The following is a 24,704-nucleotide window of genomic DNA, read 5'->3' as shown; positions in this document are numbered from 1 at the left end:
GATCCCGTGGGAATTCGCGACCGCCTGTCCCGCCTGCTGGCCGAAGCGCCCGCGGCTGCCGAGGCGATCGAGTACGACCGGGACTGGTGGACCTGGGGGCAGGTCCAGCGGACCGCGCGGGGCCTTGGCGAAGCACTCGACGCGATGGGCCTGCACGCCGGCGCGCGCGTCGGGGTCGTCCTGGAGAACCGGCCCGAACACGTCGCCGCGGTCGCCGCGGTGATCGCCTCCGGGCGCTGCCTGGTCATGCTCAGCCCGCTCCAGCCCGCCGAGCGACTCGCCGCCGACGTCGCGCGCTGCACACCGCCCGTCGTGGTGTCCGGAGCCGAAGTCCTCGCCCGCGACGGCGTGTTGGCCGCCGTGACCACACACGGCGCGGCCCTCGAACTGGGCACGGACGGGACCCTGCGGTCCGCGGGCGGCACGTCACCCGTCGCGGCACCGAGCCGCCCAGGTGTTGCCGTGGAGATGCTCACCTCCGGCACCACCGGCCCCCCGAAACGCGTCCACCTGCGGATCGGGCAGTTGGACCAGGCGCTCGTCTCCGGCGGACAGACCCGGAAGGACGACCGACTCCTGTCGGAGTCCGCGTCGCTCGTGGCCACCCCGCTCGTGCACATCGGCGGCCTGTGGCGGGCCCTCGCCTGCCTCGCCACCGGCCGCCGCATGCTCCTGATGCCGAGGTTCGCCGTCGAACCCTGGGTGAGCGCGGTCGAACGCCACCGACTCCGCGCGGCGAGCCTGGTACCGGCCGCGCTGCGCGCCGTACTCGACGCACACGTACCGAGGGAACGCCTCGCCACCCTCCAGGTGGTCACCTCCGGTACGGCCCCCTGCCCGCCGGAACTCGCCGACGCCTTCTTCCGCACCTACGGCATCCCCGTCCTGATGACCTACGGCGCGACGGAGTTCGCCGGAGCCGTCGCCGGCTGGACCCTGCCGTTGCACGACCGCTGGTGGCAGCGCAAGGCGGGCAGCGCCGGACGCGCCTTCGCAGGCGTGGAGTTGAGGGTGACCGGCGACGACCGCACCGAACTGCCCGTCGGCCGGACCGGCCGCCTTGAGGTCCGCACCGAGCAGAGCACCCACGGCGGCCGGAGCTGGGTGCGGACCAGCGATCTGGCCCGGATCGACGCCGACCGGTTCGTGTGGATCGAGGGGCGTGCCGACGACGCCATCATCCGCGGCGGCTTCAAAGTGCAGCCGGAGACGGTCAAACGAGTACTGGAGACCCATCCGGCCGTCCGCGAGGCGGCAGTCGTCGGGCTGCCGGACACGCGACTCGGTGAAGTACCGGTCGGGGCAGTCGAGTTGGTGCCGGAGTACCCCGCACCGGACCCGGCCGAACTCACCGCCCTGTGCCGCGCCCACCTCACCCCGTACGAGGTGCCGGCCCACATCGTCGTCCTCGACGAACTGCCCCGCACCCCGTCGAGCAAGGTGAGCCGCGTCGAACTCCTCGACCTCGTACGGGCCCGGCTCGCCGAGCACACCGAGGCCTGAGTGTCCTGAGGAGGAACTGCTGTGTCCAGCAAGGAGGTTGAGCGGTGAGCGATACCGAGGAGAAGGCGGCCGAGCGGTTCGGCGTGCTGACGGACGAGGCGGTCGAACGCTCCCGGCGCCGCCTGGGCGTACCCCAGCCGCAGCGCAACCCACCGCACAACTACGAGGTGACCTGGGACGGTTCACGCCACTTCGCCTACGGCTACGGCGACGCCAACCCGCTCTACTGCGACCCCGAGTACGCGGCGAAGACCCGCTGGGGCTCCCTCGTCGCACCGCCGACCTTCCTCTACACGATGGGGGAGGACGCGGCCCCGACACCGGACCCGGAGACCAAGGCCCTGCTCAAGGGCGACCCCTTCGCCGGACTCGGTTCCTACCAGGCGGTGATGGAGTTCGAATGGTGGCGGCCCCTCCAACTGGGCGACCGCTGCCGGGTGTTGCAGACCCAGGTCGACGTGCGGCTCAAGCACAGCAGCTTCGGCGGGCGCACCGCCCACGTCGTCCGCGACTACCTCTACGCCAACGGGCGCGGCGAGCCGCACGCGCTGCGGCGCGGCACCTGGATCAACGCCGAGCGGCACACGTCGAAGAAGCGCGCCAAGGAGACGCACGAGCAACAGCCGTACCCGCCCGACCGACTGGCCGAGATCGACGCGGCCTACGCCGCCGAGACCAGACGCGGAGCCGAACCCCGCTACTGGGAGGACGTCGAGGTCGGCGAAGTACTGCAACCCCGGGTGAAGGGCCCGCTGACCACAACGGACGTGGTCGTCTGGCACCTCGGCTGGGGCATGCAGCTCACCCCGCCCGGCGCGTTCGGGATCGCCGCCGCCGTACGTCGCAAGGCCCCCGGCCTCTACCCGCCCAACCGGCTGGGCGTCCCGGACACCGTGCAACGCCTGCACTGGGAACCCGAACGGGCCCGCGAACTCGGCCTGCCCAACCCCTACGACTACGGCGGCATGCGGGAAACCTGGCTCTGCCATCTCCTCACCGACTGGATCGGCGACGACGGCTGGCTGTGGAAACTCCGCTGCGAGCACCGCAAGTTCAACTACCTCGGCGACACGACCTGGGTGCGCGGCACGGTCGTCGACAAACGGCAGGTGGACGGGCGGGGCGAGGTGCACGTCGAGGTGCGCTGCGAGAACCAGCGCGGTGAAGTCACCACGCCCGGTACGGCAGTTGTGCTGCTGCCGCGTCGGGAGCGCGCCGTCGAACTCCCCTCGCCGCCCGCCCCGGACCTGGACGGCATGGTCGCCCACGAACTGGAGCGGTTCGCGGTCGGCGGCAAGTGAACGGCAATTGAGGATCACGATTCAGGAGGCAAGGTGTCGGACGAGGTGCTGGTGGAACGCCGTGGCGCGGTCCAGGTCATCACGATCAACCGTCCCGCGGTGAAGAACGCGCTGGACGCCGGAGTGGCCGCCGGTGTCGCCGCCGCGGTGGACGAGCTGGACGAGACGGACGAACTGCGGGTCGGCGTGCTCACGGGAGCGGGCGGCACGTTCTCGGCGGGGATGGACCTCAAGGCGTGGCTGCGCGGTGAGAGCCCCGCGATCGAGGGCCGCGGGCTGTGCGGGATCACCGTCACCCCGCCGCGCAAACCGCTGATCGCCGCCGTCGAGGGCTGGGCACTGGCCGGCGGCTTCGAGCTGCTGCTCGCCTGCGACCTCGTCGTCGCGGCCCGCTCGGCACGGGTCGGGGTGCCGGAGGTGACGCGGTCCCTGGTCGCCCGCGCCGGTGCGGCCCTGCAACTCCCGCGCCGGATCCCGTACGCCATCGCGCTGGAACTGCTCCTCACCGGCGAGCCCGTCACCGCCGAACGCGCGGCCGAGGTCGGTCTGGTCAACCGGCTCACCGACGAGGGCGGCGCGCTCGAAGGCGCCCTGGAACTCGCCGCGACGATCGCCGCCAACGGCCCCCTCGCCGTCGCCGCGACCAAGCGGATCGCCTACTCCGCCGCCGACTGGACGCTGGAGGAGGGGTGGACCCGGCAGGCCGAGATCGCGTCGCCGGTGTTCTCGTCGCAGGACGCGCGGGAAGGCGCCGCCGCGTTCGCGGAGAAGCGGCCACCGGTCTGGAAGGGACGCTGACGGCACCGTACTCTTAATGAGTATCCTTAATTTAAGTCGCCGAGGAGGATGTCGATGACCACAGGACCGCTGTCCGGCTGCCGCGTGGTCGAACTCGGTGGCATCGGGCCGGGCCCGTTCGCCGGGATGCTGCTCGCCGACCTCGGCGCGGAGGTCGTCCGGGTGGACCGGCCCGAGCGGGCGGACGAACCCGACGCGGGCGGACCCGCGGACGTACTCAACCGGGGGAAGCGGTCCGTCGTACTCGATCTGAAGCATCCGGCAGGACCCGCCGCCCTCCTCCAACTCGCCCAGCGCGCCGACGTGTTGATCGAGGGCTTCCGCCCGGGAGTCACCGAACGCCTGGGCATCGGACCGCACGAGTGCCTGGCCCGCAACCCCCGCCTGGTCTACGGCCGGATGACCGGCTGGGGCCAGACCGGACCCCTTGCCGCGGCCGCCGGACACGACCTCACCTACATCGCCCTCACCGGCGCACTCGGCGCGATCGGGGACGCGGCAGGACCCCCGCAGATCCCCCTCAACCTCGTCGGCGATTTCGGAGGCGGCGGCTGCTACCTCGTGATCGGGGTGCTGGCCGCCCTGCACGCCGTAGGGCGCACGGGAGTCGGCCAGGTCGTCGACGCGGCCATCGTCGACGGCACCGCCCACCTCCTCGCGAGCACCTTCGGCAAACTCGGGCGCGGGGCGTGGACCGACGAGCGGGGGAGCAACCAACTCGACGGCGGCTGGCCGTTCTACGCCGTCTACGCGACGAAGGACCGCCGGCATGTCGCGGTCGGCGCCCTTGAGGCGAAGTTCTACCGGCGGCTGATCGAGCTGCTCAAGCTCGACGTCGATCCGGAACTTCAGCACGACCGGTCGGCCTGGCCGGAGTTGCGCCGGCGCCTGGCCGAACGGTTCGCGGAGCGCACCCGTGACGAATGGGCGGCCCTGTTCGAAGGGACCGACGCCTGCGTCGCACCCGTCCTCGGACTCACCGAGGCGGCAGCACACCCCCAACTGGCCGCGCGCGGCAGCCTGTTCGCCCGGGACGGCGTCGTCCAGCCCGCCGCCGCACCCCGCTTCTCGGTGACACCGTCGAGCCCGGGGCCCGTGGCACCATCCGTCGGCGCCGACACCCGTGCCGTGTTCCGGGACTGGGAGATCGCCGGCGTCGACGCACTCGTCGACAGCGGCGCCGCCGTGCAGTTCCCCCACTGACGCCGTCCAGTTACCCACCGACCGAGAGGACCCTTCCATGCCAGAGGCCGTCATCGTCGACGCCGTCCGCACGCCCATCGGCAAGCGCAACGGCTCACTCGCCGCCGTGCACGCGGCCGACCTGTCGGCACACGTGCTCACCGCGCTGGTGGAACGCACCGGCGTGGACCCCGGCACCGTCGACGACGTGATGTGGGGCTGTGTGACCCAGATCGGCGACCAGTCGAGCAACGTCGCGCGGTTCGCGGCACTCGCGGCCGGCTGGCCCGAGCATGTGCCCGGCGTGACGATCAACCGGGCCTGCGGCTCCAGCCAACAGGCCGTCGACTCCGCCGCGCACGCCGTCATGGCGGGGCAGTACGACCTCGTGGTGGCCGGCGGCGTCGAGACCATGAGCAGGGTCCCGCTCGGCGCGCACCGGACCACCGGCCAGCCGTTCGGACCGGCCGTTCTGGCCCGCTACCACGGGGTCCGGTTCAACCAGGGCATCGGCGCCGAGATGATCTCCGAGCAATGGGGCTTCAGCCGCGGCCGACTCGACGAGTTCGCGTCGGATTCGCACGCCAAGGCCGCCGCGGCGATCGACTCGGGCGTGTTCGACGACCACATCGTGCCCATCGAGGTCGACGGCACGAAGTTCACCGTCGACGAGGGGCTGCGGCGCGGTACTTCGGTCGAGACCCTCGCCAAACTCAAGCCGTCGTTCAAGGAGGACGGCGTGATCCACGCCGGAAACGCCTCCCAGATCTCCGACGGCGCCGCCGCGCTGCTCATCACCACTCCCGAACGGGCAAGGGAGTTGGGCCTCAAGCCGATCGCCCGCTACCACTCCGGCGCGGTCAGCGGCGCGGACCCGGTCATGATGCTGACTGGCCCGATCCCCGCGACGGAGAAGGTGCTGCGCCGGTCCGGCCTGACCATCGACGACATCGGGGCGTTCGAGGTCAACGAGGCGTTCGCACCAGTGCCGTTGGCGTGGCTGGCCGAGACCGGGGCCGACCCCGAGCGGCTCAACCCACTGGGCGGAGCGATCGCGGTCGGCCATCCGCTCGGCGGCTCCGGGGCCATCCTGATGACCCGGCTGCTCGCCCGCATGCGGCAACGCGCCCTGCGCTACGGGCTCCAGACGATGTGCGAGGGCGGCGGCACCGCCAACGCCACGATCGTCGAACTGCTCCCGTGACGAGGTCCGGACGGAGGGATCACCAGGCCACCGGCAACTCGTAGATGCCGTAGGCCTGGGAGTCCTCCTTGAACTTCAACTCCGAGACGTCCACGGCGAGTCGAAGGCTCGGCACGCGGCGGAACAACGTGCTGAACACGACGTGGAGTTCGATGCGGGCCAGCTGCTGTCCCACGCACTGGTGCGGGCCCCAGCCGAACGCGTGGTGGTGCGCCGCGGCGCGGGTGAGGTCGAGCTTCTCGGGGTCCGGGAACGCCTGCGGGTCCCAGTTGGCGGCCGGCAGCGACGCGATGACGCCCTCGCCCGCGCGGATGACCTCACCGTCGATCTCGATGTCCTCGACGACGGCCCGGCGCGCCAGCAGATGCGGGATGGTGAGGTAGCGCAGCAGCTCCTCGACCGTGCTCGTCACGTACTTCGGATCGTCCGAGTGCTCACGCAGGCCCGCGAGTTGGGCCGGGTTCCGCAGCAACAGCGCGGTGCCCAGCGTGATCATGTTGGCGCTGGTGTCATGACCGGCGACGAGCAGGATGTGCCCCAGCGGCGCGGCTTCCTCCATGGACAGCTCGCCCCCCTTGATGCGCGCGCCGAGGTCGGAGAGGACGTCCTCGCCCGGGTTGTCCATCTTGGCCTCGATGAGCCCGGCGATGTAACGGCGCACGGTCGCCGTGCTCTCCGCCGCCCGCTCCGGGGTCTTGAAGCGCGCGTTCGTCACTCCCGCGTGCTCCTGGAAGAACTCGTGGTCCTCGTACGGCACTCCGAGGAGCGCGCAGATCATCAGCGACGGCAGCGGCAGGGACAGCGCCTCGTTCAGTTCGGCGGGGTTGGGACCCGCCAGCATCCTGTCGATGAGGTCGTCGGTGATCCGCTGGATCTCCGGGCGGATCCTCTCCATCCGGTGCCGGGTGAACGAACTCGTGAGCATCCGCCGCCACCGCGTGTGTTCGGCACCGTCGGTGTTGTTGATCGACGGCTGGATATGCGCCGCGTGCGCTTTCATCGCCTCGGTCGTGTGCGGATATCCGGGCGCACCGATATTCGCGCTGAGCCGGGGATCGGTCAGCAGCTGCCGCTGGGCCGCGTGCGTCGTGACGACCCACGGCGTGGTGCCGTCCCATGTCCTGGCCCGCACGAGGGCCTTGCCCGTGTCGTGCAGCTTGAGCAGCCCCGGCGGCGGCGCGAACGGGCACTCGCCCGATCGGGGCGACGGGTACTCGGGCAGTTCCTCGGAGACGTCGGTTCCGGCCACGCTCTCGGTCATGGTTCTGTCGTCCTCTCGTCGGCCCGCACCTGACGAAACCATACGTTGACCGTTCGGTACAATCAATCGTCGGCGGCCGTCGAAGAAATGCGTGGACCGAGTATTGACCGAATGGTCCATTCAATGGTGGGGCAGGTCAGCGCGGCTCCCGCGGCATCCCCAGCCCCCGCTCCGCCACCTGCGTCCGCAGCACCTCGTTCGCCCCGCCGGCGATCGTGTACGCCCGCGAGTACAGATGCGCGTCCTGCCACCAGCCATCCGCTACGGCGTCCTCGTCGCCCTCGACCAGCAACCCGTCCGTGCCCTGCAGGCCGAGGCCGAAGTCGACCAGGTCGTGGTTCAGCTCGCTGAAGAAGATCTTGCCGAGGAGGGCGTCGGCGGGCTGCTCCGTGCCGTGCAGCATCCGCGACTGGGCGAGCCCGATCAGCGCGGCGTTCACCTGCACCCGCGTGGCCAGTTCGCCGATCGCCTGCCGGGTCGCGGAGTCGTCGAGCGCGGGGCCGCCGCCCACCGTCGTACGAGAGGCGAGGTGCATCAAGTCGTCGAGTACGGCGACCAGTTCGACCCCGCGTGCCGCCACACCGGAACGCTCGTGGCCGAGACTGCTCATCGCGACCCGCCAGCCGTCGTCCACCCGGCCGATCACGTTCGCGGCCGGGATCCGCACGCCGTCCAGGAAGACCTCGTTGAAGTCGGTCGTCCCCGTGATCTCCCGCAACGGCCGGATGTCGACGCCCGGGCTGCGCAGATCGAGGGCGAACGCCGTGATGCCCTTGTGCTTCGGGGCCTCGCGATCGGTGCGCGCGAGCAGGTAACCCATGTCGGCGTGCTGCCCGTTGGTCGTCCACACCTTCTGGCCGTCCACGACGAACACCGCGTCGTCGCCCTCGCCCTCGCGCACCGCCCGTGTCCGCAGCGCCGCCAGGTCGCTGCCCGCCTCCGGCTCGCTGAACAGCTGGCACCACACGTCCTCGCAGGAGCGGATGCGCGGCAGGAAACGCGCCCGCTGCGCGTCGGTGCCGAACTCCAGCAGCGCCGCCGAGGCCAGTGAGGCCGCGCCGATCGGCTGCCAGGTGCGGGCGCGGGCGATCTCCTCGGCCACGACGGACGGCTCCAGGGGATGCGCGTCCGGCCGTCCGCCGTACTCAGCCGGCCAGTCGATCCCGAGGAAGCCCGCCTCGTACAGCTTGGCGGTCCACTGCCGGATCGCCGGCATCAGTTCGGGCTCCGGCGCGCGCACTCCCGCACGGGTCTTGATACCCGGGGCGTGCTCCGCGACGAAGGCGCGCACCTTGCGCCGGAACGCTTCGAGCTCGGGCGTGGACTCCAGTCGCATCGCAGACGGCTCCCTGTTCTCATGTCGCGGCCCGGAAATGAGGTTACTCTAACCGTGTCACTCACCCGGTTGGTAGAGTCCTACCCCCGAAAAAGTGGCCTCATCTGGGTTCCGCGTACCTGAACCAGGGGCCTCCGACCCAGGTGGCGAATAGACTGGGGATCCGCAATATCCGCCCCAGAGGAGTTGGCCATGGCGACTGCCGTCGACCGCGAGCCCGCCGACGGCGAGACCGGTGTCCCGGTCGGCAAGCTGGCCGCGCAGACCGCCCGCCGTATCGAGGCGACCGTGATCCGCCAGGGCTGGCCGGTGGGCGAGTCGTTGGGGTCCGAGGTGGATCTGCGGGAACGTCTGGGGGTCAGCCGGGCCGTGCTGCGCGAGGCGGTGCGGCTCGTCGAGCACCACCAGGTCGCCAGGATGCGGCGCGGCCCGAACGGTGGCCTGATCGTCTGCGCACCCGACGCCGGCCCCGCCACCCGCGCCATGGTGATCTACCTCGAATACGTCGGCACGAGCGTCACGGACCTCCTCCAGGCCCGCCTCCTGCTGGAACCGATCGCCGCCGGACTGGCCGCCGACCGCATCACCGAGGACGGCATCGACACCCTCCGGACCACGCTCGACGCCGAACTCGACCACTGGGACGACCCGGGAGTCCACTCGCAGGACCCCCTCCACCCCGTCCTCGGCCGGCTCTCGGGAAACCCGGTACTGCACCTGTTCGTCGACGTCCTCACCCGGCTCACCGCACGCTACGCGCACACCTCCCGCCGTATCTCCAAGGCCGAGATGCACGCGGCGAAGGGCACCTCGCACCGCGCCCACAAAGCCGTCGTCGACGCGGTGATCGCCGACGACGGGGCCCGCGCGCAGACGGAGTTGACCGCGCATCTGGAGTCGGTGGCCGGCTGGATCGAGAAGCACCGGGTGCGGCGCGGGCTGCGGATCGCGGGCAACGTGGTCGAGCCCGAACTCGTCGAGGGCCCGCGGGCCAAGCTCGCCGAAGTGGTCGCGGCCCGGATCCACGACGACATCGCCGCGCGCGGCTGGCAGACCGGCATGGTGCTCGGCTCGGAGGCCGACCTGCTCGCCCGCTACTCGATCAGCCGGGCCGTACTGCGGGAAGCCGTACGGCTGTTGGAGTACCACTCGGTCGCCCGGATGCGTCGCGGACCCGGCGGCGGACTGATCGTCACCGAACCCGAACCGCAGGCCAGCATCGACACCATGGCGCTGTTCCTGGAGTACCAGGGCGTCACCGCCGACGACCTGCGGATCGTCCGCAACGCCATCGAACTCGGCATCGTCGCCCGGGTGACCGCCAGGGTCGCGGAGGGCGACCAGGAGGTCGCCGAGCGCCTGGGCAGGGCCGTGCGCTGGAGCACGGAGGGCCCCGCCGACGACCCGCGCAAGGCCGACCTCTTCCACACCGAACTGGCCGCCCTGTCCGACAACCCGGTGCTGGCGCTGTTCCTGTCGATCATCACCGAGCTGTTCCGCCGCCACGCCTCCGGCCACGACCGGCCACTGCCCGGTGACACCGCGGCCGACGAGGTCCAGCACGTCCACCAGCGCATCCTCGACGCCATCGTGGACGGGGACGCGGGCGTCGCCCGGCACCGGATGCGCCGGCACCTGGACGCGCTCATCCCCTGGTGGCACTGAGCCGTCGACACCCGATCACCCAAGCCCCATGCGGCCTTCGGGCCCATGGGGCGTTCTTCTGTGCCCGGAGAGATCTGTGTGCGCCGAGATTAATTAGGTATACTGAATTGGTCGAGCCGAAGGAGTTCCGATGCGCCGGACCCTGTTCGAAGAGACCCATGAGGACTTCCGTCTGCTGGTCCGTGACTTCATCGCCCGTGAGGTCGTCCCCTCGTACGAGGACTGGCGACGGGCCGGACTCGTCCCCCGCGACCTGTTCACCGCGCTGGGCAAGCTCGGCATCATCGGCACCGCTATCCCGGAGGAGTACGGCGGGGGAGGCCAGGACGACTACCGCTACAACGTGGTGATCCAGGAGGAGTGCGCACGCGCCTGCGTCACACTCGGCGGCCTGCGCACCCATCTGGACGTCGTCGTCCCGTACTTCACGGGCCTGGCCGATACCGGGCAACGGGCGCGCTGGCTCCCGGGGTTGGCCTCGGGTGAGCTGTACACCGCGATCGCGATGAGCGAGCCCGCCACCGGCTCCGACCTCGCCGGCATCACCACCCGGGCGATCCGCGACGGCGACCACTTCGTGCTGAACGGGTCCAAGACCTTCATCACCGGCGGCCATCACGCGGACCTGGTGATCGTGGTCGCCCGCACCACTGTTGACCCGGAGAACAGGCGAGCCGGCCTCTCCCTCCTCGTGGCGGAGAAGGGCATGCCCGGCTTCACGGTCGGGCGCAAGCTGGAGAAGATCGGTCTTGCCGTCCAGGACACCGTGGAACTCTCCTTCACCGACGTCCGCGTGCCCGCCGCCAACGTCCTCGGCTCGGAAGGCGCCGCCTTCACCCTCCTCGGCCGCAACCTCGCCCAGGAACGCCTCGCCATCGCCGTCGGCGCGGTCGCCCAGGCCCGCACCGCGATCGACCTGACCGTCGCCTACGTCCGCGACCGGACCGTGTTCGGAAGACCACTGGCCCAGTTCCAGAACACGAAGTTCGAACTCGCCGCCCTGGACGCGGAGTTGACCGCAGCCCAGGCCCTGCTCGACGCGGCGGTCACCGCGCACGTCGCGGGCGGACTGGACCCCGTGGACGCGGCCCGGACCAAGCTGTTCTGCACCGAGACACAGGGACGTGTCGTCGACCGCTGTCTCCAACTGCACGGCGGCTACGGCTACATCCTCGAATCCCCGATCGCCCGCCTGTACGCGGACGCCCGCGTGAGCCGCATCTACGGCGGCACCAGCGAGGTCATGAAGCTCATCATCAGCAAGTCCCTGGGCCTTTGAGACCCTGCAGAACACGCCTTTGAAGCCCCGCAGACCATGAGGAGTTGGGTGTGAACATCGACGGTTCAGCGGCACTCGTCACCGGCGGTGCCTCCGGGCTCGGCCTGGCCACCGCGCGGCGCGTCGTCGAACGCGGCGGACGTGTCGTCCTCGCCGACATCTCCGAGGAGCAGGGCGTCAAGGCCGTCGCCGACCTCGGCGAGGCCGCACGCTTCGTCCGTACGGACGTCACCGACGCGACCGAGGTCTCCGCCGCCCTCGACGCGGCACAGCAACTCGGCACCCTGCGCTGCGTCGTGCACTGCGCCGGACGCGGCGGCGACCGCACCCGGATCATCGACCGCGACCGCAACCCCGGCGAACTCGACACGTTCGCCGAGGTCATACGCGTCAACCTGATCGGCACCTACAACGTGCTGCGTCTCGCCGCCGCCCGCCTCGCCGGCAACGACGTCGTCGACGGCGACCGCGGCGCCGTAGTGCTCACCGCGTCGGTCGCCGCGTTCGACGGCCAGATCGGGCAGACCTCCTACACCGCCGCCAAGGCCGGAGTCCACGGCATCACCCTCGTCGCCGCCCGCGACCTGGCCAGTTGGCAGATCCGGGTGAACACCATCGCGCCCGGCATCATGGACACCCCGATGCTCGGCCGTCTGCGCGCCGACATCCGCGACGGCCTCGCCGCCTCCGTACCGCACCCCAAACGACTCGGTGACCCGGACGACTTCGCCCGCCTTGCCGTGGAGATGCTGGAGAACCCCTACCTCAACGGCCAGACCGTCCGGCTCGACGGCGCCATCCGCATGGCCCCGCGATGACGGTGGACGAGACCGACGAGACCGACGAGCGGTTCCGCGCCCGTCTGCGGGCCTTCCTGACGGAGCAGCACCCCGGCCGTCGCCCCAAGGACCCCGTTGAGCGGGTCGCCTGGCAGAAGAAATGGCTGGCCACGCTGTACGACGCCGGTTACGCGGGCCCGAGTTGGCCGCGCGAGTACGGCGGCATGGACCTGTCCTTCGCACGCCAGGTCGTCTACCAGGAGGAGTACGCCCGCGCCCGCGTTCCCGGCCCGCTGGGCACCGGACTGGGCATCGCCGCCCCCACCCTCATCAAGTACGGCACACCCGAACAGAAGGAGTGTCACCTGCGACCCATGCTGCGCGGCGACACGGTGTGGGCCCAGGGCTACTCCGAACCGGAGGCGGGCTCGGACCTTCCCGCGCTGCGCACGACGGCACGGCGCGCAGGCGCGGAGTACGTCGTCAACGGGCAGAAGGTGTGGAACAGTTCGGCCGACATCGCCGACATCGTCTTCACCCTCGTCCGCACCGGACCGCCCGACTCCCGCCAGGACGGCATCAGTTACCTGCTGATCGACGCACACGCCCCCGGAGTGACCGTACGGCCGCTGCGCGACCTGACCGGGGACACGCACTTCTGCGAGATCTTCTTCGACGACGTCCGCGTACCGGTCGCCCACCGCATCGGCGAGGAGAACGGCGGCTGGCCGCTGGTCCGGACGAGCCTGGGGCACGAGCGGGCGGCCGGGGCGATGAACCAAGCCGCCCTGTACCGGCGGGTGTTGGACGAGTTGATCGCACTCGCCCACGAGCGCGGGGCCACGGCCGACCCGATCGTCCGCGACCGGCTCGCGGACTTCGAGATCCGGGTGCGCGTCATGCGGCTCACCGGCATGCGGACCATCGCCGACATCATGGCCAAGGGCGAACCGGGGCCCGCCTCTTCGACGGCACGCCTGTTCATCGTCACCTTCGAGCAGGAGCTGCACGAGTTCGCGGTCGACCTGCTGGGACCGTACGGAATGCTCGGCCGCCACGACCCTCACGCCGTCCAACGCGGGCGCTGGGTATGGGGGTTCCTGCGCACCCGGGCCTCGTCGATCGGAGCGGGCACCGCCGAGATCCAGCGCAACACGATCGCCGAACAGGTACTCGGCCTGCCCCGAGACCCGGCGATGCCCACGACCGGGGGAAGGACATGATGAGGGCCGCACGCTGCACGGAGTACGGGCCGCCCGGCGGCCTCACGGTCGCCGAGCTCGACGACCTCCACCCCGGTCCGGGCGAGGTGCTGGTCCGCGTGCACGCGGCGGCCGTCAACTTCCCGGACGTACTGATCGTGGCGAACCGCTACCAGGTGCCCGCGCCCCTGCCGTTCACGCCCGGCAGTGAATTCGCCGGTGTGGTCGCCGAGTTGGGGCCGGGTGTCGCCGGGCCGCCCGTCGGCTCACCCGTCGCCGGGGCGGTACTCACCGGTGCCTTCGCCGAGCAGGTCGTGGTGCCCGCGGCGACATTGCGCCACGTCCCCGAGGGCCTGGACATGGTGCACGCCGCCGCCTTCCACGTCACCTACGCCACCGCCTACCACTCCCTCGTCACCGTCGGACAGGGCAGTGCGGGGGAGTGGGTGGCCGTGCTCGGCGCGGCGGGCGGGGTCGGTTCGGCGGCGGTCGACATCGCGACGCGGCTCGGTATGCGGGTGGTCGCCGCCGCGTCGAGCCAGGAGCGGCTGACCGTCGCCCGCAAGCTGGGCGCCGAGGCCGGCGTCGACTACGTCCACGAGGATCTCAAGCTCCGCACAAGGGAGTTGACCGGCGGCGAGGGTGTCCACCTCGTGATCGACCCGGTGGGCGGCGACCATGCGGAGGCCGCTCTGCGGGCGCTGCGCCGGGGCGGCCGGTTCGTCACGGTCGGATACGCCGACGGGAAGATCCCGCGGATTCCGTTGAACCTGGTGCTGCTCAAGGACCTGGTCGTGCGGGGCTTCGAGATCCGTACGGTGCGCCAGTACGCCCCGGACGCGGTGGCCGCCGCCGACCGTGCCCTCGCCGGGATGGTCCGGGACGGGATGCGCCCGCTCGTCTCCCGCGTCCACGCCCTCGCCGAAGTCGCGACCGCCCTGACCCACGTGGCCGAACGCAGGACCACGGGCAAGGTGGTCCTGGACCTCAGCGCGTAGCAAGGAACCTCAGAACGTGGGGAGTTGAGGGCGCTTGCGGACATAGCCGCCGGCGTCCACCCGCATCTGCATGCCGGTGACATAGCGGGACTCGTCGGAGACCAGGAAGAGGACCATGTCGGAGACGTCCTCCGGCTCGACGTAGGGGATGTCCATACCGGTCGTCGCGGGGAACGAGACCAGCGCGTCCGCGCGGGTCGGGTTGTCGAGGTCGGGCCGGAACGACCGGTACATGATGTCGCTGTTGAGCATGTCCGTGTTGACATTGGTCGGGTGCAGCGCGTTGACCCGGATCCGCCGGGACAGCAGGACGGTCGCCAAGTCGTGGACGAAGGCGGCCACTTGGCGCTTGGCGAAGGAGTAGCCGAGACCGCCCGGGCCGTTGGACGGGTTGTCCACGGTCGCCGGGGTCAGCGCCGCGATGGACCCGGTCGCCACGATCGAGCCACCGTCCGGCAGATGGGGAAGAGCGGCCTCGACGGCGTGCACGACGCCGTTGAAGTCGACGGTGACGGCGTCGACGAAGGCCTGGACGCCCTGCTGGGGACCCAGCGGGGCGATACCGGCCTGGGCGACGACGGCGTCGAGCCGCCCCAACTCGGCCACCCCGTCGGCCACGGCGGCCTTCAGCGCAGCTGGATCGCGTACGTCCGCCTTGCGTGCCACGATGCGTCGGCCGAGCTTCTCGACCTGGCGCACGGTCTCGTCCAGGTCGTCCTGAGTGGCCAGCGGGTACGCGTTGGTGGCGATGTCCTCGCACAGGTCGACGGCGATGATGTCGGCGCCCTCCGCGGCGAGCCGCAGCGCGTGGGAGCGGCCCTGCCCACGCGCGGCTCCGGTGATGAAGACGACCTTGTCCTGTACTCGGCCCATCGTGGGACTCCTTCCGCCGGAAATAAAAGAGTAGCCTTAATGGTGTCCGAAGAGGATGTTCGTGATCCATGATCGGCCTCAAGTCCACTGACGGCTGGCCGGTTTCCGTTCAGTGGGACCTGAACAGTGCACAGAATTCGGCCGGTGCTAGAGAGTCCATGAGATCGAGGGAGCACATCGATGCCATTGCAGCCATGGATGAAGTTGCTGTCGACCGACGACCACCTCATCGAGCCACCGCGCCTGTGGACGGACCGCCTGCCGACGAAGTACCGCGATGTCGGGCCGAGGATCGTCGAGCAGGCGCGCGGCGAGGGCGAGGCCCCGGCCGAGGTGTGGAACTACGAGGGCCGCATCTACCCCTACATCGGCCTGAACGCCGTGGCGGGCAAGTCGCCCGAGGAGTTCGGCCTCGAACCGACCCGCTACGACGAGATGATCCCGGGCTGCTACGACCCGAAGGCCCGGCTGCGCGACATGGACCTGGACGGCGTGTGGGGCGCGCTGTGCTTCCCGTCGTTCCCGCGCTTCGCCGGCACGGTGTTCCTGGACGGCCAGGACCGCCGACTCGCCCTGCTGTGCGTGCAGGCGTGGAACGACTTCGTGCTCGACGAGTGGTGCGCCACCGCCCCCGGCCGGCTCATCCCGCTGGTCATCCTGCCGCTGTGGGACGTCGACGCCTGCGCGGCCGAGATCCGGCGCACGGCGGCCAAGGGCGCCAAGGCGATCTCGTTCCCGGAGAACCCGGTCCCGCTGGGCCTGCCGTCGTTCCACACCGACCACTGGGACCCGGTGTTCACGGCGGCCGAGGAGACCGGGATGCCCCTGTGCCTGCACTTCGGCACCTCGGGCGCGGCTCCGAAGACCGCCCCGGAGGCACCCTTCGCGGTCACGATCGCCCTGTTCGGCTGCAACTCCATGTACGCCACCGCCGACCTGCTGTTCTCCCCGGTGTTCCACAAGCATCCCGACCTCAAGGTGGGGCTGTCCGAGGGCGGGATCGGCTGGATCCCGTACCTGCTGGAGCGGATCGACGGCACGTGGGAGCGGCACCGCTTCTACCAGAACGTCAACCAGACCGTGCGGCCCTCCGAGCTGTTCCACCGGCACATGCACGGCTGCTTCATCGACGACCGGTTCGGCGTGGACGTGCGCCACCACATCGGCGTCGACAAGATCACCTGGGAGTGCGACTACCCGCACTCCGACTCCTATTGGCCCAAGAGCCGCGCCTACGCGGCCGAGGTCCTCGCCGACGTACCGGACGACGAGGTGCACAAGATCGTGGAGCTGAACACCCGCCGCCTCTACAACCTCCCCGTATGAGCAGGCGCCCGGAGTCCGAGCGGTCCGACTGGACCGATCTCGACCTGCTGACCCGCGACGAGGCGTACGGCCGCCTCCAGGAGGAGATCGCCCTCACCGACCGACGTCTGGCCGAACTGGGCGCGGGCGACGAGGCCGAGCGCGAACTCCTCGGCACGCGGCTGCGTGCCCTGCGCGAGGCCGCCGAGGATCTGAATGTCCGCTGAGGCGACGGGAGTTGGCATGGGGCGTGTGGAAGGAAAGGTCGCGCTCGTCACGGGAGCGGCCCGTGGTCAGGGCCGCTCGCACGCGGTGCGGCTGGCGGAGGAGGGAGCCGATGTCGTCGTCACCGACGTGTGCCACGACATCAGCGATGAGCTGCCCTACTCGTTGGCGTCGAAGGAACAGCTCGAAGAGACCGCGGAGTTGGTGAGAGCGACGGGCCGCCGGTGCGTCGCCGTCCAGGCCGACGTCCGCTCGGTGGTGGAGTCGCGGGTCGCCGTCGACGCGGCCCGGGAGGAGTTCGGGCGGCTCGACACGGTCGTGGCGAACGCCGGCGTGATGAGTATCGGCGCCGCCTGGGAACTCTCCGAGGAGGCCTGGGACGTCGTCATGGACGTCAACCTCAAGGGGCCCTGGAACACGGTCCGGGCCGCGATCCCCTGGATGATCGAGGCCGGACAGGGCGGTTCCGTCATCATCACCAGTTCGGCCGCCGGTATCCGCGGCCATGTGCCGTACGCCCACTACGTGGCCAGCAAGCACGGCGTGGTCGGGCTGATGAAGGCGCTCTCCAACGAACTCGCCCCGCACCGCATCCGGGTGAACACCGTCCACCCCACCGGTGTCAGCGACACGGGCATCACCGTCGGCGTCCCGATCGAGGAACTCGCCGCGAGGGAACCGCTGTTCGCGCTGGCCGCGATGAACCCCCTCGCCCCCTACGTCGAGCCGCGCGACGTGTCGAACGCCGTCCTGTTCCTCGCCTCGGACGAGGCACGGTACGTCACGGGACTCCAGTTCACCGTCGACGCCGGCTCGACGAACAAGCCGTAGAACGGAGTGGTGAATGAAGATCACGATTGACTCCTCGCTGTGCTCCGGGCACGCGAGGTGCGCGGCGGCGGCGCCGGAGGTGTTCCGGCTCGACGACGACGGCTATGCGCTGCCCTTCGACGGCGAGTTGCCTCCCGAGCTGGAACAGGCGGCAAGAGACGGGGAGTTGGCCTGCCCTGAGCGGGCCATCACCGTCGAGCGGTGACGCGGAGGAGCCCCACGGCCGTGGACCGTGGGGCTCCTCTCGTGTGGGCCGGGTTCAGCCGGCGGGCTGCGGCGGCGGCGTGAAGTGGTGGCCCCAGAACGCGCCGTCGGTGATCTCGTAGACGGGGACCGGCTCCGGTACCTGGAGGCCGTTCCAGCCGAACTCGACGGCGTAGTTCTCCGGCGACCACACGTAGAAGGACACCATGTGGTCGTTGGTGTGCTTGCCCAGCGAGTGCATCATCGGGACTTCGAGCTTGGCGGCCCGGTCCAGGGCGCGGCCCACGTCGTCCAGCGTCCTGCCCTCGACCATGAAGTGCAGCAGCCGTCCGGGGCCGGGTGCCGGGGTGACGCCCAGGGTGTGGTGGCGGGGGTTGCAGCCCATGAACCAGGTCGTGCCGCCCGGTGAGCGCATCGTGTTGCGCTCGATGAAGCCGAGGACGTTGACGTAGAAGTCGAAGGTGCCCCGCGCGTCCTCGGCGGAGACGATCGCGTGTCCGAAGCCCATGTCGCCGGTCAGGAACCCTGACACCAGGGGCGTGTGCACCGGAACGTGGTCGAGGATCGCGCCGTAGAACAGCTCGACCGGGTTGCCGCCCGGGTCGTTGAACCTGACGAAGCCGGTGACCCTGCGTTCCGCGGCCTCGTCCTCGGTGCCGGCGGTCACCTTGATGCCGGTCTTCTCGACGTCGGCGACCAGCCTCGCCAGTTCCCGCTCGTCGATCACCTCGAAGCCGAGGGCGGTCATCCCGTTCTGCGAGCCGGGGGAGACCACGATGCGGGCGGGGTGGTCGTCCATCCTGAAGTACAGGGACTCCGGGTCGCCGCCCTCAACTGGCATCAGGCCGAGGAAATCCGCCCCGAACACCTTCCATTTCTCGATGTCACTGGACTCCAGCCGTACATACCCGAGTGAGCGCACACCCATCAGGTTCTCCCATCACCGTGGTCAGGTCCTGGCAGCCAGACGCTAGTCAGCCCGGCGGACCGGGGGCCGCGAACGTCCCACTGATCGGGAGGAGTCGGGCACCGCGGCGCGGCCCGATGGCACGGTGGCTGACGCCTGTCACCCCGCGACCGGAGGCCACGCACCGTCATGACACTCACCGCTGAGGGCACCCTGCGCGAACTGCGCACCGACGAGGGCACGTTGCGCTACCACGAGGCAGGCGACGGGCCGCCCCTGCTCCTGCTGCACGGCTCCGGTCCCGGTGTGACGGGCTGGCGCAACTACCGGGGAAATCTCCCCGTGTTCGCGCAGCACTTCCGCTGCCTGGTCCTGGAATTCCCCGGGTTCGGGGTGAGCGACCCCACCGACGAGAACCCCATGATGGCGGCGCCCAAGGCCGTCCTGCGTTTCCTCGACGGCCTCGGCCTCGACCGCGTCGACGTCATCGGCAACTCCATGGGCGGTTTCGTCGCGGCCGGTCTCGCCGTGGCGCACAAGGACCTGTTCCGCCGGGTCGTCACCATCGGCGGCGTCGGCCGCAACATCCTCTCGCCGGGCCCCAGCGAAGGCCTCAACCTGCTGGTCGAGTTCGCCGAGAACCCGACCCGCGAGAACCTCGTCCAGTGGCTGCGGTCGATGGTCCACAACCCGGCCCTTCTTACCGAGGAACTCATCGAGGAACGCTGGCGGACCGCCACCGAGCCCGCGACCCTGGAGGCATCCCGCCGGATCTACGGCCGCCAGGCCATGGCCGCCATGCAGGCCGCGCAGGCGCACTCCGACCAGCCCGTCTGGGCCGCCCTGCACAAGATCACCGCGCCCACGCTGCTGACCTGGGGCCGCGACGACCGGGTCACACCGCTGGAGAGCGCGCTGATCCCGATGCGTACGATTCCCCAGGCCGAGCTGCATGTGCTGCCCGACTGCGGACACTGGGCGATGATCGAGCAGAAGGAGGCCTGGGAGAGCACGGTCCTGGCCTTCCTGACCCGCCCCGAGGCATCCTGAGCGTCGGCGGGAGCACCGGACGACATGGGGGACGGCGTGGCGAGACCCGCTGAGGGACGGCAACCGGCGGCCCCGGTCTCCCGCGGCCAGATCGCCCGCCGCGTCCGCATCCTTCGCGCGGCCTCCGAACTCGGCGCCCGCGAAGGCCTCGCCAGCGTGCAGATGCACGACGTGGCCAAGGAGGCCGGCGTCGCCATCGCCACCCTGTACCGCTACTTTCCCTCCAAGCCGTACCTGTTCATGGCCGTCCTGGAGTGGCACATCGAGCAGTTCCTCGGCGGCCACGAGAACGTCCGTGAGGACGGGGACGAGCACGGCCGTGAGCACGGGAGTGGGGGCACGGACGCCGCCGCCGAGGTCGCCGAACTCCTCATCGCGCTCAGCGTGAAGCTGCTGGACAGCCCCCTGCTCGCCTCGGCGGTCGCGCTGTCGTCGTTCACCGAGTACGCGACCGCCGTTCCGACTCGCATCGACATCGTCGACAGCGCCCTGGGACAGGCCATCCTGCGCCTGCTCGGCGTGCGCGAGGCCTCCGAGACCGACCGCAGCAGGGCGCGGCTGCTCATCTACGGGTGGTGGGGGCTGTTCGTGGCCATGCTCACCGAGGAGATCTCCACCGAGGAGGCGGAGACCAACATGCGGCTGGCCGCACGGCTGCTCCTCACGCCGTAGTCGACCGGGACCCGCAAACAAATGTGATGCATTTCTTACGTCCCCCCGGCAGCCGGGTATCTTCCCGCATTCCGTAGGTAGGTTGGTTCCGTCGGCGGCAGCCCGTTCCTATTGCCGCCGATTCCACTGGAACCAAGAAGAGGAAGATTCGGCATGCGGAAAATCGGATTTGCCGGCGTGGCTCTCATCGCTGTTTCCTTCGCGCTCACGGCGTGCAGCGGGTCCGACAGCAAGGACTCCTCCTCGAAGGCGGCGGCCTCCATGTCGGCCTCGCAGCCGGCGGCGCGGGCGGCGGACAGGACGGGCATGTTCGCGGGGCTCAACGGCAAGAAGGTGGTCGGCTCCGCACAGGTGAGCGGTTCGGGCGTCATGCTTTCGGGCTTCTCGTCCGACGAGGGCCCGGACCTGCACGTCTACCTCACCAACGGTACGGATGAGGCCGCCGTGTCGGCGGGGAAGCAGCTCGGAGCCGTCAAGTACGACGCGAAGTCGCAGACGTTCGCACTCAACGGTGCCGACGCGTCCGCCTACAGCACCGTGGTCATCCACTGCGACAAGGCTAAGGCGGTATTCGGCGCCGCGAAACTGTCATGAGGACGCCCCTCTCGCGCCCGACCCTGAGCGCGGCGGCCCTCGCCGGCGCGCTCAGAGTCACCCTCGGTGTCCTGTGGCTGCATGAGGGGACATTGAAATACCGGGCGCACTTCGGTGCGGCGGACATTCTGCTGGTGGCCAACAGTGCGAAGTCGAACAGCAGGGTTCCGGGCTTCTTCAAAAGCTTCTCGGATTTCGCTCTCGCGGGATGGCCGCATTTCTTCGGCTTCGCGATGCCCCTTCTGGAGACATCGCTGGGCGTCGTCCTCATCGTGGGAATCCTGTCCCTGCCGGCGTCTCTGCTGTCCGCTTTCACACTGCTGACGTATTGGAGCGCGGATCAGCTCATCACGGAGTATCCGATAATGGCCGCCCTCTCGATGGTTGTCGTGGCGTGGCCGCTGCCGGCCGCACGCTTTTCCCTGACGACCCTCGCGGAAAGGGTGGTAGGCCGGAAACGTCCGAACGTGGTGGTGTTCCAGGAGCCGTTCCGTCGCTGGCTCTGACGTGGAGAACCGGCCCCTCGTCCCCCCGCTCAAGTCCCGGTGAGCGGAACCCGCGCGACCGTGATCGGGCACCGATGCCCAGGCTGGAGACCATCACGAGCTGAGGATGCGAATGACAGACGTTGGGGAACCGAGGTCCGCGGCGGACCGAGAGGCGGCGGTGGCCGAGGCGGTCGTACGACTCACCCGTGCCGCCCGTGACCACCAACCGTGCGCCCCCGTACGGGATTTGCTCGGCGCGACGGACATCGGCCTCGCCTACGCCGTCCAACAGCGCGTCATGGCCGACCGGATCGCCGCCGGAGCACGGGTCGTCGGCCGGAAGATCGGGCTGACCTCCGAGTCGGTGCAGCGTCAAGTCGGCGTCGACCGGCCCGACTTCGGGGTGCTCCTCGCCGACATGGACGTCAGCGCGCTGCCGGCCGTGCCCAGCGAACGGCTGCTGCAGCCCCGCGTCGAGGCGGAGATCGCGTTCGTCCTCGCCGCCGACCTCGACGACGACGAGCTGGACATCGAGCGGGTCCGGTCCGCCGTCGCCTACGCGGTCGCCGCGCTGGAGATCGTCGACAGCCGGGTCGCCGACTGGGACATCGCGATCACCGACACGGTCGCCGACAACGCGTCGAGCGGGTTGTTCGTACTCGGCGGCGAGCGCGTCGAGTTGAAGGCGTTCGAACCCCGGGACGTGTCGATGCGGCTCTACGCCGACGGGAAGCTCGCGTCCGAGGGCGACGGCACGGCCTGCCTCGGCGATCCCCTCGCCGCACTGCTGTGGCTGGCGCGCACGGCCCGGGAGTTCGGCGATCCGCTGCGGGCCGGACAGGTCGTGCTCTCGGGCGCACTCGGTCCGCTCGTCCCCACCCCGCCAGGAGTCGCCGTACGGGCCGAGATGACAGGCCTCGGGCCGGTCACCGCGACGTTCTCATCGAACCCAGCGAAGGAAGAGGGATGACGAAGACCAAGGTGGCCGTCATCGGCTCCGGCAACATCGGAACCGACCTGATGATCAAGGTGCTACGGCTGTCCGACACCCTGGAGTTGGCGGCCATGGTGGGCATCGACCCGGACTCCGACGGCCTCGCCCGCGCCGCCCGCCTGAAGGTGCCCACCACCCACGAGGGCGTGGACGGCCTGATCCGGATGGACGGCTTCGACGACATCCGGATCGTCTTCGACGCCACGTCCGCCAAGGCGCACGTCGAGAACGCCAAGTGCCTCGCCCCGTACGGCAAACGGCTCGTCGACCTCACTCCCGCCGCCATCGGCCCGTACGTCGTACCGCCGGTGAACCTGGACGAGCATCTCGCCAACGATGTCGACAACCTCAACCTGGTCACCTGCGGCGGCCAGGCCACCATCCCGATCGTGCACGCGGTCAGCCGGATCACACCGGTGCCCTACGCCGAGATCGTCGCCTCGATCGCCTCGAAGTCGGCCGGACCCGGAACCCGCGCCAACATCGACGAGTTCACCGAGACCACCTCCGCCGCCATCGAGAAGGTGGGCGGCGCCCAGCGCGGCAAGGCGATCATCGTGCTCAACCCGGCCGAACCGCCGCTGATCATGCGGGACACCGTGTACTGCCTGATCGGCGACGCCGACCACGAGACGATCCGGGCCTCCGTCGAGGGCATGGTGGACGCGGTCGCCGAGTACGTGCCCGGCTACCGGCTCAAGCAGCAGGTGCAGTTCACCCCGATCCCGGCCGGCGACCCGGTCCACACACTCTTCACCGGCGACGTCTCCGAGGTGACCACGAAGGTCTCCGTCTTCCTCGAAGTGGAGGGCGCCGCCCACTACTTGCCCGCCTACGCCGGCAACCTCGACATCATGACCTCGGCAGCCCTGCGGGTCGCCGAGCGCATCGCCGAGCGCTTCTCCAGCGAGGTGACCCGGTGACCCCCAGGCTCTATGTGCAGGACGTCACCCTCCGGGACGGCATGCACGCCATCCGGCACCGGATCACGCCCGAGAAGGTGGCCGCCATCAGCGCGGCCCTGGACCAGGCGGGCGTGGACGCCATCGAGGTCGCCCACGGCGACGGCCTGGCCGGCGGCAGCCTCAACTACGGCCCCGGCAGCAACACCGACTGGGAGTGGATCGAGGCCGCCGCCGGCGCCATCCACCGGGCGACCCTGACGTCCCTGCTGCTGCCCGGCATCGGCACCATCGCCGAACTCAAGCAGGCGTACTCCCTCGGCGTCCGCTCGGTCCGCGTCGCCACCCACTGCACCGAGGCCGACGTGGCGGCCCAGCACATCGCCACCGCCCGCGAACTCGGCATGGACGTCTCCGGCTTCCTGATGATGGCCCACATGACCGACCCCGCCGAACTCGCCCGCCAGGCACGGCTGATGGAGTCCTACGGCGCCCACTGCGTCTACGTCACCGACTCCGGCGGCCGGCTCACCATGGACGGCGTACGCGACCGCATCCGCGCCTACCGGGACGTACTCGACCCGGACACCCAGATCGGCATCCACGCGCACGAGAACCTCTCCCTTTCGGTCGCCAACTCCGTCACGGCGGTGGAAGAGGGCGTGACCCGGGTGGACGCGTCCCTGGCGGGACAGGGCGCGGGCGCGGGCAACTGCCCCGTCGAACCGTTCGTCGCCGTCGCCAACCTCCTTGGCTGGGAGCACGGTTGCGACCTGTTCGCGCTCCAGGACGCCGCCGACGACCTGGTCCGCCCGCTCCAGGACCGCCCGGTGCGCGTCGACCGGGAGACCCTCACCCTCGGCTACGCGGGCGCCTACTCCAGCTTCCTGCGGCACGCCGAGACAGCGGCAGGACAGTACGGCCTCGACGCGCGCACCATCCTTCAGGAGGTCGGCAGGCGGGGGCTGGTCGGCGGCCAGGAGGACATGATCGTCGACATCGCGCTGGACCTGACGCGCGGCTGCTGAACGCGCGATTCCGCAGAGCCGCCTCCCGGCCGGTGCGCCGGGGGGCGGCGCTTTCGCGTATTGATTGGACCGGGCGTACCAATAAACTCGTGCACGCCTCTTGGCCCGCGTCCGAAGCCGTTG

General features: G+C 70.3%; 25 protein-coding genes. 21 read left to right on the top strand and 4 right to left on the bottom strand.

The genetic code is table 11. From position 1 onward, the window contains the following. Positions 1-6: 6 nt before the first annotated feature. The 5 genes from ACIQBL_RS31970 to ACIQBL_RS31950 are packed head-to-tail and all read left to right on the top strand — an operon-like array spanning position 7 to position 5,988. On the top strand, positions 7-1,503 hold the full coding sequence (locus tag ACIQBL_RS31970; RefSeq protein ID WP_401947676.1) for a class I adenylate-forming enzyme family protein: 1,497 nt from the start codon (positions 7-9) through the stop codon (positions 1,501-1,503). A gap of 44 nt (positions 1,504-1,547) precedes the next feature. Beyond that, on the top strand, positions 1,548-2,804 hold the full coding sequence (locus tag ACIQBL_RS31965; protein WP_401947674.1) for a MaoC family dehydratase N-terminal domain-containing protein: 1,257 nt from the start codon (positions 1,548-1,550) through the stop codon (positions 2,802-2,804). Positions 2,805-2,837: 33 nt separating this feature from the next. Beyond that, positions 2,838-3,602: a crotonase/enoyl-CoA hydratase family protein gene (locus tag ACIQBL_RS31960; protein WP_401947671.1), complete on the top strand. Its 765-nt coding sequence runs from the start codon at positions 2,838-2,840 to the stop codon at positions 3,600-3,602. Positions 3,603-3,656: 54 nt separating this feature from the next. Next, positions 3,657-4,805, top strand: a complete 1,149-nt coding sequence (locus ACIQBL_RS31955) for a CaiB/BaiF CoA transferase family protein (RefSeq protein WP_401947669.1) — start codon at positions 3,657-3,659, stop codon at positions 4,803-4,805. A gap of 37 nt (positions 4,806-4,842) precedes the next feature. Beyond that, positions 4,843-5,988 carry a thiolase family protein gene (locus ACIQBL_RS31950; RefSeq protein ID WP_401947666.1) on the top strand — a complete coding sequence of 382 codons (1,146 nt, stop codon included), beginning with the start codon at positions 4,843-4,845 and terminating at the stop codon, positions 5,986-5,988. Between the two features lie 19 nt (positions 5,989-6,007). Here ACIQBL_RS31950 and ACIQBL_RS31945 read toward each other — a convergent pair whose 3' ends face one another. Then, positions 6,008-7,249, bottom strand: coding sequence for a cytochrome P450 (locus tag ACIQBL_RS31945; protein ID WP_401947663.1), 1,242 nt, complete (start codon positions 7,247-7,249; stop codon positions 6,008-6,010). Positions 7,250-7,385: 136 nt separating this feature from the next. Next, a complete protein-coding gene (locus ACIQBL_RS31940; RefSeq protein WP_401947661.1) occupies positions 7,386-8,585 on the bottom strand; it encodes an acyl-CoA dehydrogenase family protein in 1,200 nt (399 codons plus the stop codon). A gap of 192 nt (positions 8,586-8,777) precedes the next feature. Here ACIQBL_RS31940 and ACIQBL_RS31935 point away from each other — a divergent pair, with 192 nt between their 5' ends. From ACIQBL_RS31935 to ACIQBL_RS31915, 5 genes are all read left to right on the top strand, one after another. Next, positions 8,778-10,250 carry a FadR/GntR family transcriptional regulator gene (locus tag ACIQBL_RS31935; RefSeq protein ID WP_401947658.1) on the top strand — a complete coding sequence of 491 codons (1,473 nt, stop codon included), beginning with the start codon at positions 8,778-8,780 and terminating at the stop codon, positions 10,248-10,250. A gap of 130 nt (positions 10,251-10,380) precedes the next feature. Then, a complete protein-coding gene (locus ACIQBL_RS31930; protein WP_401947655.1) occupies positions 10,381-11,529 on the top strand; it encodes an acyl-CoA dehydrogenase family protein in 1,149 nt (382 codons plus the stop codon). A gap of 50 nt (positions 11,530-11,579) precedes the next feature. Next, positions 11,580-12,347, top strand: coding sequence for an SDR family NAD(P)-dependent oxidoreductase (locus tag ACIQBL_RS31925; protein WP_401947652.1), 768 nt, complete (start codon positions 11,580-11,582; stop codon positions 12,345-12,347). After that, positions 12,344-13,531 carry an acyl-CoA dehydrogenase family protein gene (locus ACIQBL_RS31920; protein ID WP_401947650.1) on the top strand — a complete coding sequence of 396 codons (1,188 nt, stop codon included), beginning with the start codon at positions 12,344-12,346 and terminating at the stop codon, positions 13,529-13,531. The genes ACIQBL_RS31925 and ACIQBL_RS31920 overlap by 4 nt, the downstream gene beginning before the upstream one ends. Next, positions 13,528-14,508, top strand: coding sequence for an NADPH:quinone oxidoreductase family protein (locus ACIQBL_RS31915; RefSeq protein WP_401947647.1), 981 nt, complete (start codon positions 13,528-13,530; stop codon positions 14,506-14,508). Before ACIQBL_RS31920 ends, ACIQBL_RS31915 begins: the two co-directional genes overlap by 4 nt. Before the next feature lie 9 nt (positions 14,509-14,517). Here the strand turns inward: ACIQBL_RS31915 and ACIQBL_RS31910 are convergent, their stop codons facing one another. Next, positions 14,518-15,381: a mycofactocin-coupled SDR family oxidoreductase gene (locus tag ACIQBL_RS31910; protein WP_401947645.1), complete on the bottom strand. Its 864-nt coding sequence runs from the start codon at positions 15,379-15,381 to the stop codon at positions 14,518-14,520. 180 nt (positions 15,382-15,561) lie between these two features. On the opposite strand from ACIQBL_RS31910, the gene ACIQBL_RS31905 reads away from it, so the two are divergent. From ACIQBL_RS31905 to ACIQBL_RS31890, 4 genes are read left to right on the top strand one after another with little or no spacing between them, the layout of a single operon-like run. After that, the gene (locus tag ACIQBL_RS31905) at positions 15,562-16,707 is read left to right on the top strand and encodes an amidohydrolase family protein (RefSeq protein ID WP_401947643.1); all 1,146 of its coding nucleotides are present in this window, start codon (positions 15,562-15,564) and stop codon (positions 16,705-16,707) included. Further along, positions 16,704-16,913 carry a hypothetical protein gene (locus ACIQBL_RS31900; RefSeq protein WP_401947640.1) on the top strand — a complete coding sequence of 70 codons (210 nt, stop codon included), beginning with the start codon at positions 16,704-16,706 and terminating at the stop codon, positions 16,911-16,913. The genes ACIQBL_RS31905 and ACIQBL_RS31900 overlap by 4 nt, the downstream gene beginning before the upstream one ends. A 16-nt stretch (positions 16,914-16,929) precedes the next feature. After that, positions 16,930-17,742: a mycofactocin-coupled SDR family oxidoreductase gene (locus tag ACIQBL_RS31895; protein ID WP_401947638.1), complete on the top strand. Its 813-nt coding sequence runs from the start codon at positions 16,930-16,932 to the stop codon at positions 17,740-17,742. 13 nt (positions 17,743-17,755) lie between these two features. Further along, on the top strand, positions 17,756-17,947 hold the full coding sequence (locus ACIQBL_RS31890) for a ferredoxin (RefSeq protein ID WP_401947635.1): 192 nt from the start codon (positions 17,756-17,758) through the stop codon (positions 17,945-17,947). A gap of 54 nt (positions 17,948-18,001) precedes the next feature. Here the strand turns inward: ACIQBL_RS31890 and ACIQBL_RS31885 are convergent, their stop codons facing one another. Beyond that, entirely contained in the window at positions 18,002-18,874 is an 873-nt protein-coding gene (locus tag ACIQBL_RS31885) for a VOC family protein (protein WP_401947632.1), read from the bottom strand. A 168-nt stretch (positions 18,875-19,042) separates the two neighbouring features. Here ACIQBL_RS31885 and ACIQBL_RS31880 point away from each other — a divergent pair, with 168 nt between their 5' ends. The 7 genes from ACIQBL_RS31880 to dmpG all read left to right on the top strand — a co-directional run bounded on the left by ACIQBL_RS31880 (position 19,043) and on the right by dmpG (position 24,581). After that, positions 19,043-19,903 (top strand): alpha/beta fold hydrolase, encoded by an 861-nt coding sequence (locus ACIQBL_RS31880; protein WP_401947630.1) that lies wholly within the window; start codon positions 19,043-19,045, stop codon positions 19,901-19,903. A gap of 36 nt (positions 19,904-19,939) precedes the next feature. Continuing rightward, complete coding sequence (locus ACIQBL_RS31875) at positions 19,940-20,575, top strand: TetR family transcriptional regulator (protein WP_401947627.1); 636 nt, start codon at positions 19,940-19,942, stop codon at positions 20,573-20,575. Positions 20,576-20,728: 153 nt separating this feature from the next. Next, on the top strand, positions 20,729-21,169 hold the full coding sequence (locus tag ACIQBL_RS31870; protein ID WP_401947624.1) for a DM13 domain-containing protein: 441 nt from the start codon (positions 20,729-20,731) through the stop codon (positions 21,167-21,169). Next, a complete protein-coding gene (locus ACIQBL_RS31865; RefSeq protein ID WP_401947622.1) occupies positions 21,166-21,675 on the top strand; it encodes a hypothetical protein in 510 nt (169 codons plus the stop codon). The genes ACIQBL_RS31870 and ACIQBL_RS31865 overlap by 4 nt, the downstream gene beginning before the upstream one ends. A gap of 112 nt (positions 21,676-21,787) precedes the next feature. Next, positions 21,788-22,627 carry a 2-keto-4-pentenoate hydratase gene (locus tag ACIQBL_RS31860; RefSeq protein WP_401947620.1) on the top strand — a complete coding sequence of 280 codons (840 nt, stop codon included), beginning with the start codon at positions 21,788-21,790 and terminating at the stop codon, positions 22,625-22,627. Next, positions 22,624-23,574, top strand: a complete 951-nt coding sequence (locus ACIQBL_RS31855) for an acetaldehyde dehydrogenase (acetylating) (protein ID WP_401947617.1) — start codon at positions 22,624-22,626, stop codon at positions 23,572-23,574. Before ACIQBL_RS31860 ends, ACIQBL_RS31855 begins: the two co-directional genes overlap by 4 nt. Further along, positions 23,571-24,581 (top strand): 4-hydroxy-2-oxovalerate aldolase, encoded by a 1,011-nt coding sequence (gene dmpG / locus ACIQBL_RS31850; RefSeq protein WP_401947614.1) that lies wholly within the window; start codon positions 23,571-23,573, stop codon positions 24,579-24,581. Before ACIQBL_RS31855 ends, dmpG begins: the two co-directional genes overlap by 4 nt. Positions 24,582-24,704: the final 123 nt, after the last annotated feature.

The sequence above is a fragment of the Streptomyces sp. NPDC088350 genome (assembly GCF_044753545.1).
Classification (GTDB): domain Bacteria; phylum Actinomycetota; class Actinomycetes; order Streptomycetales; family Streptomycetaceae; genus Streptomyces.
This window is presented reverse-complemented; position numbering and strand designations above follow the sequence as displayed.

Coding starts and splice junctions, on each gene's coding strand:
- ACIQBL_RS31910 (WP_401947645.1), bottom strand. CDS start 15,381: ATGGGCCGAGTACAGGACAAGGTCGTCTTCATCACCGGAGCCGCGCGT.
- ACIQBL_RS31950 (WP_401947666.1), top strand. CDS start 4,843: ATGCCAGAGGCCGTCATCGTCGACGCCGTCCGCACGCCCATCGGCAAG.
- ACIQBL_RS31870 (WP_401947624.1), top strand. CDS start 20,729: ATGCGGAAAATCGGATTTGCCGGCGTGGCTCTCATCGCTGTTTCCTTC.
- ACIQBL_RS31865 (WP_401947622.1), top strand. CDS start 21,166: ATGAGGACGCCCCTCTCGCGCCCGACCCTGAGCGCGGCGGCCCTCGCC.
- ACIQBL_RS31905 (WP_401947643.1), top strand. CDS start 15,562: ATGCCATTGCAGCCATGGATGAAGTTGCTGTCGACCGACGACCACCTC.
- ACIQBL_RS31885 (WP_401947632.1), bottom strand. CDS start 18,874: ATGGGTGTGCGCTCACTCGGGTATGTACGGCTGGAGTCCAGTGACATC.
- ACIQBL_RS31880 (WP_401947630.1), top strand. CDS start 19,043: ATGACACTCACCGCTGAGGGCACCCTGCGCGAACTGCGCACCGACGAG.
- ACIQBL_RS31955 (WP_401947669.1), top strand. CDS start 3,657: ATGACCACAGGACCGCTGTCCGGCTGCCGCGTGGTCGAACTCGGTGGC.
- ACIQBL_RS31900 (WP_401947640.1), top strand. CDS start 16,704: ATGAGCAGGCGCCCGGAGTCCGAGCGGTCCGACTGGACCGATCTCGAC.
- ACIQBL_RS31945 (WP_401947663.1), bottom strand. CDS start 7,249: ATGACCGAGAGCGTGGCCGGAACCGACGTCTCCGAGGAACTGCCCGAG.
- ACIQBL_RS31915 (WP_401947647.1), top strand. CDS start 13,528: ATGATGAGGGCCGCACGCTGCACGGAGTACGGGCCGCCCGGCGGCCTC.
- ACIQBL_RS31940 (WP_401947661.1), bottom strand. CDS start 8,585: ATGCGACTGGAGTCCACGCCCGAGCTCGAAGCGTTCCGGCGCAAGGTG.
- ACIQBL_RS31860 (WP_401947620.1), top strand. CDS start 21,788: ATGACAGACGTTGGGGAACCGAGGTCCGCGGCGGACCGAGAGGCGGCG.
- ACIQBL_RS31890 (WP_401947635.1), top strand. CDS start 17,756: ATGAAGATCACGATTGACTCCTCGCTGTGCTCCGGGCACGCGAGGTGC.
- ACIQBL_RS31935 (WP_401947658.1), top strand. CDS start 8,778: ATGGCGACTGCCGTCGACCGCGAGCCCGCCGACGGCGAGACCGGTGTC.
- ACIQBL_RS31895 (WP_401947638.1), top strand. CDS start 16,930: ATGGGGCGTGTGGAAGGAAAGGTCGCGCTCGTCACGGGAGCGGCCCGT.
- ACIQBL_RS31930 (WP_401947655.1), top strand. CDS start 10,381: ATGCGCCGGACCCTGTTCGAAGAGACCCATGAGGACTTCCGTCTGCTG.
- ACIQBL_RS31855 (WP_401947617.1), top strand. CDS start 22,624: ATGACGAAGACCAAGGTGGCCGTCATCGGCTCCGGCAACATCGGAACC.
- ACIQBL_RS31920 (WP_401947650.1), top strand. CDS start 12,344: ATGACGGTGGACGAGACCGACGAGACCGACGAGCGGTTCCGCGCCCGT.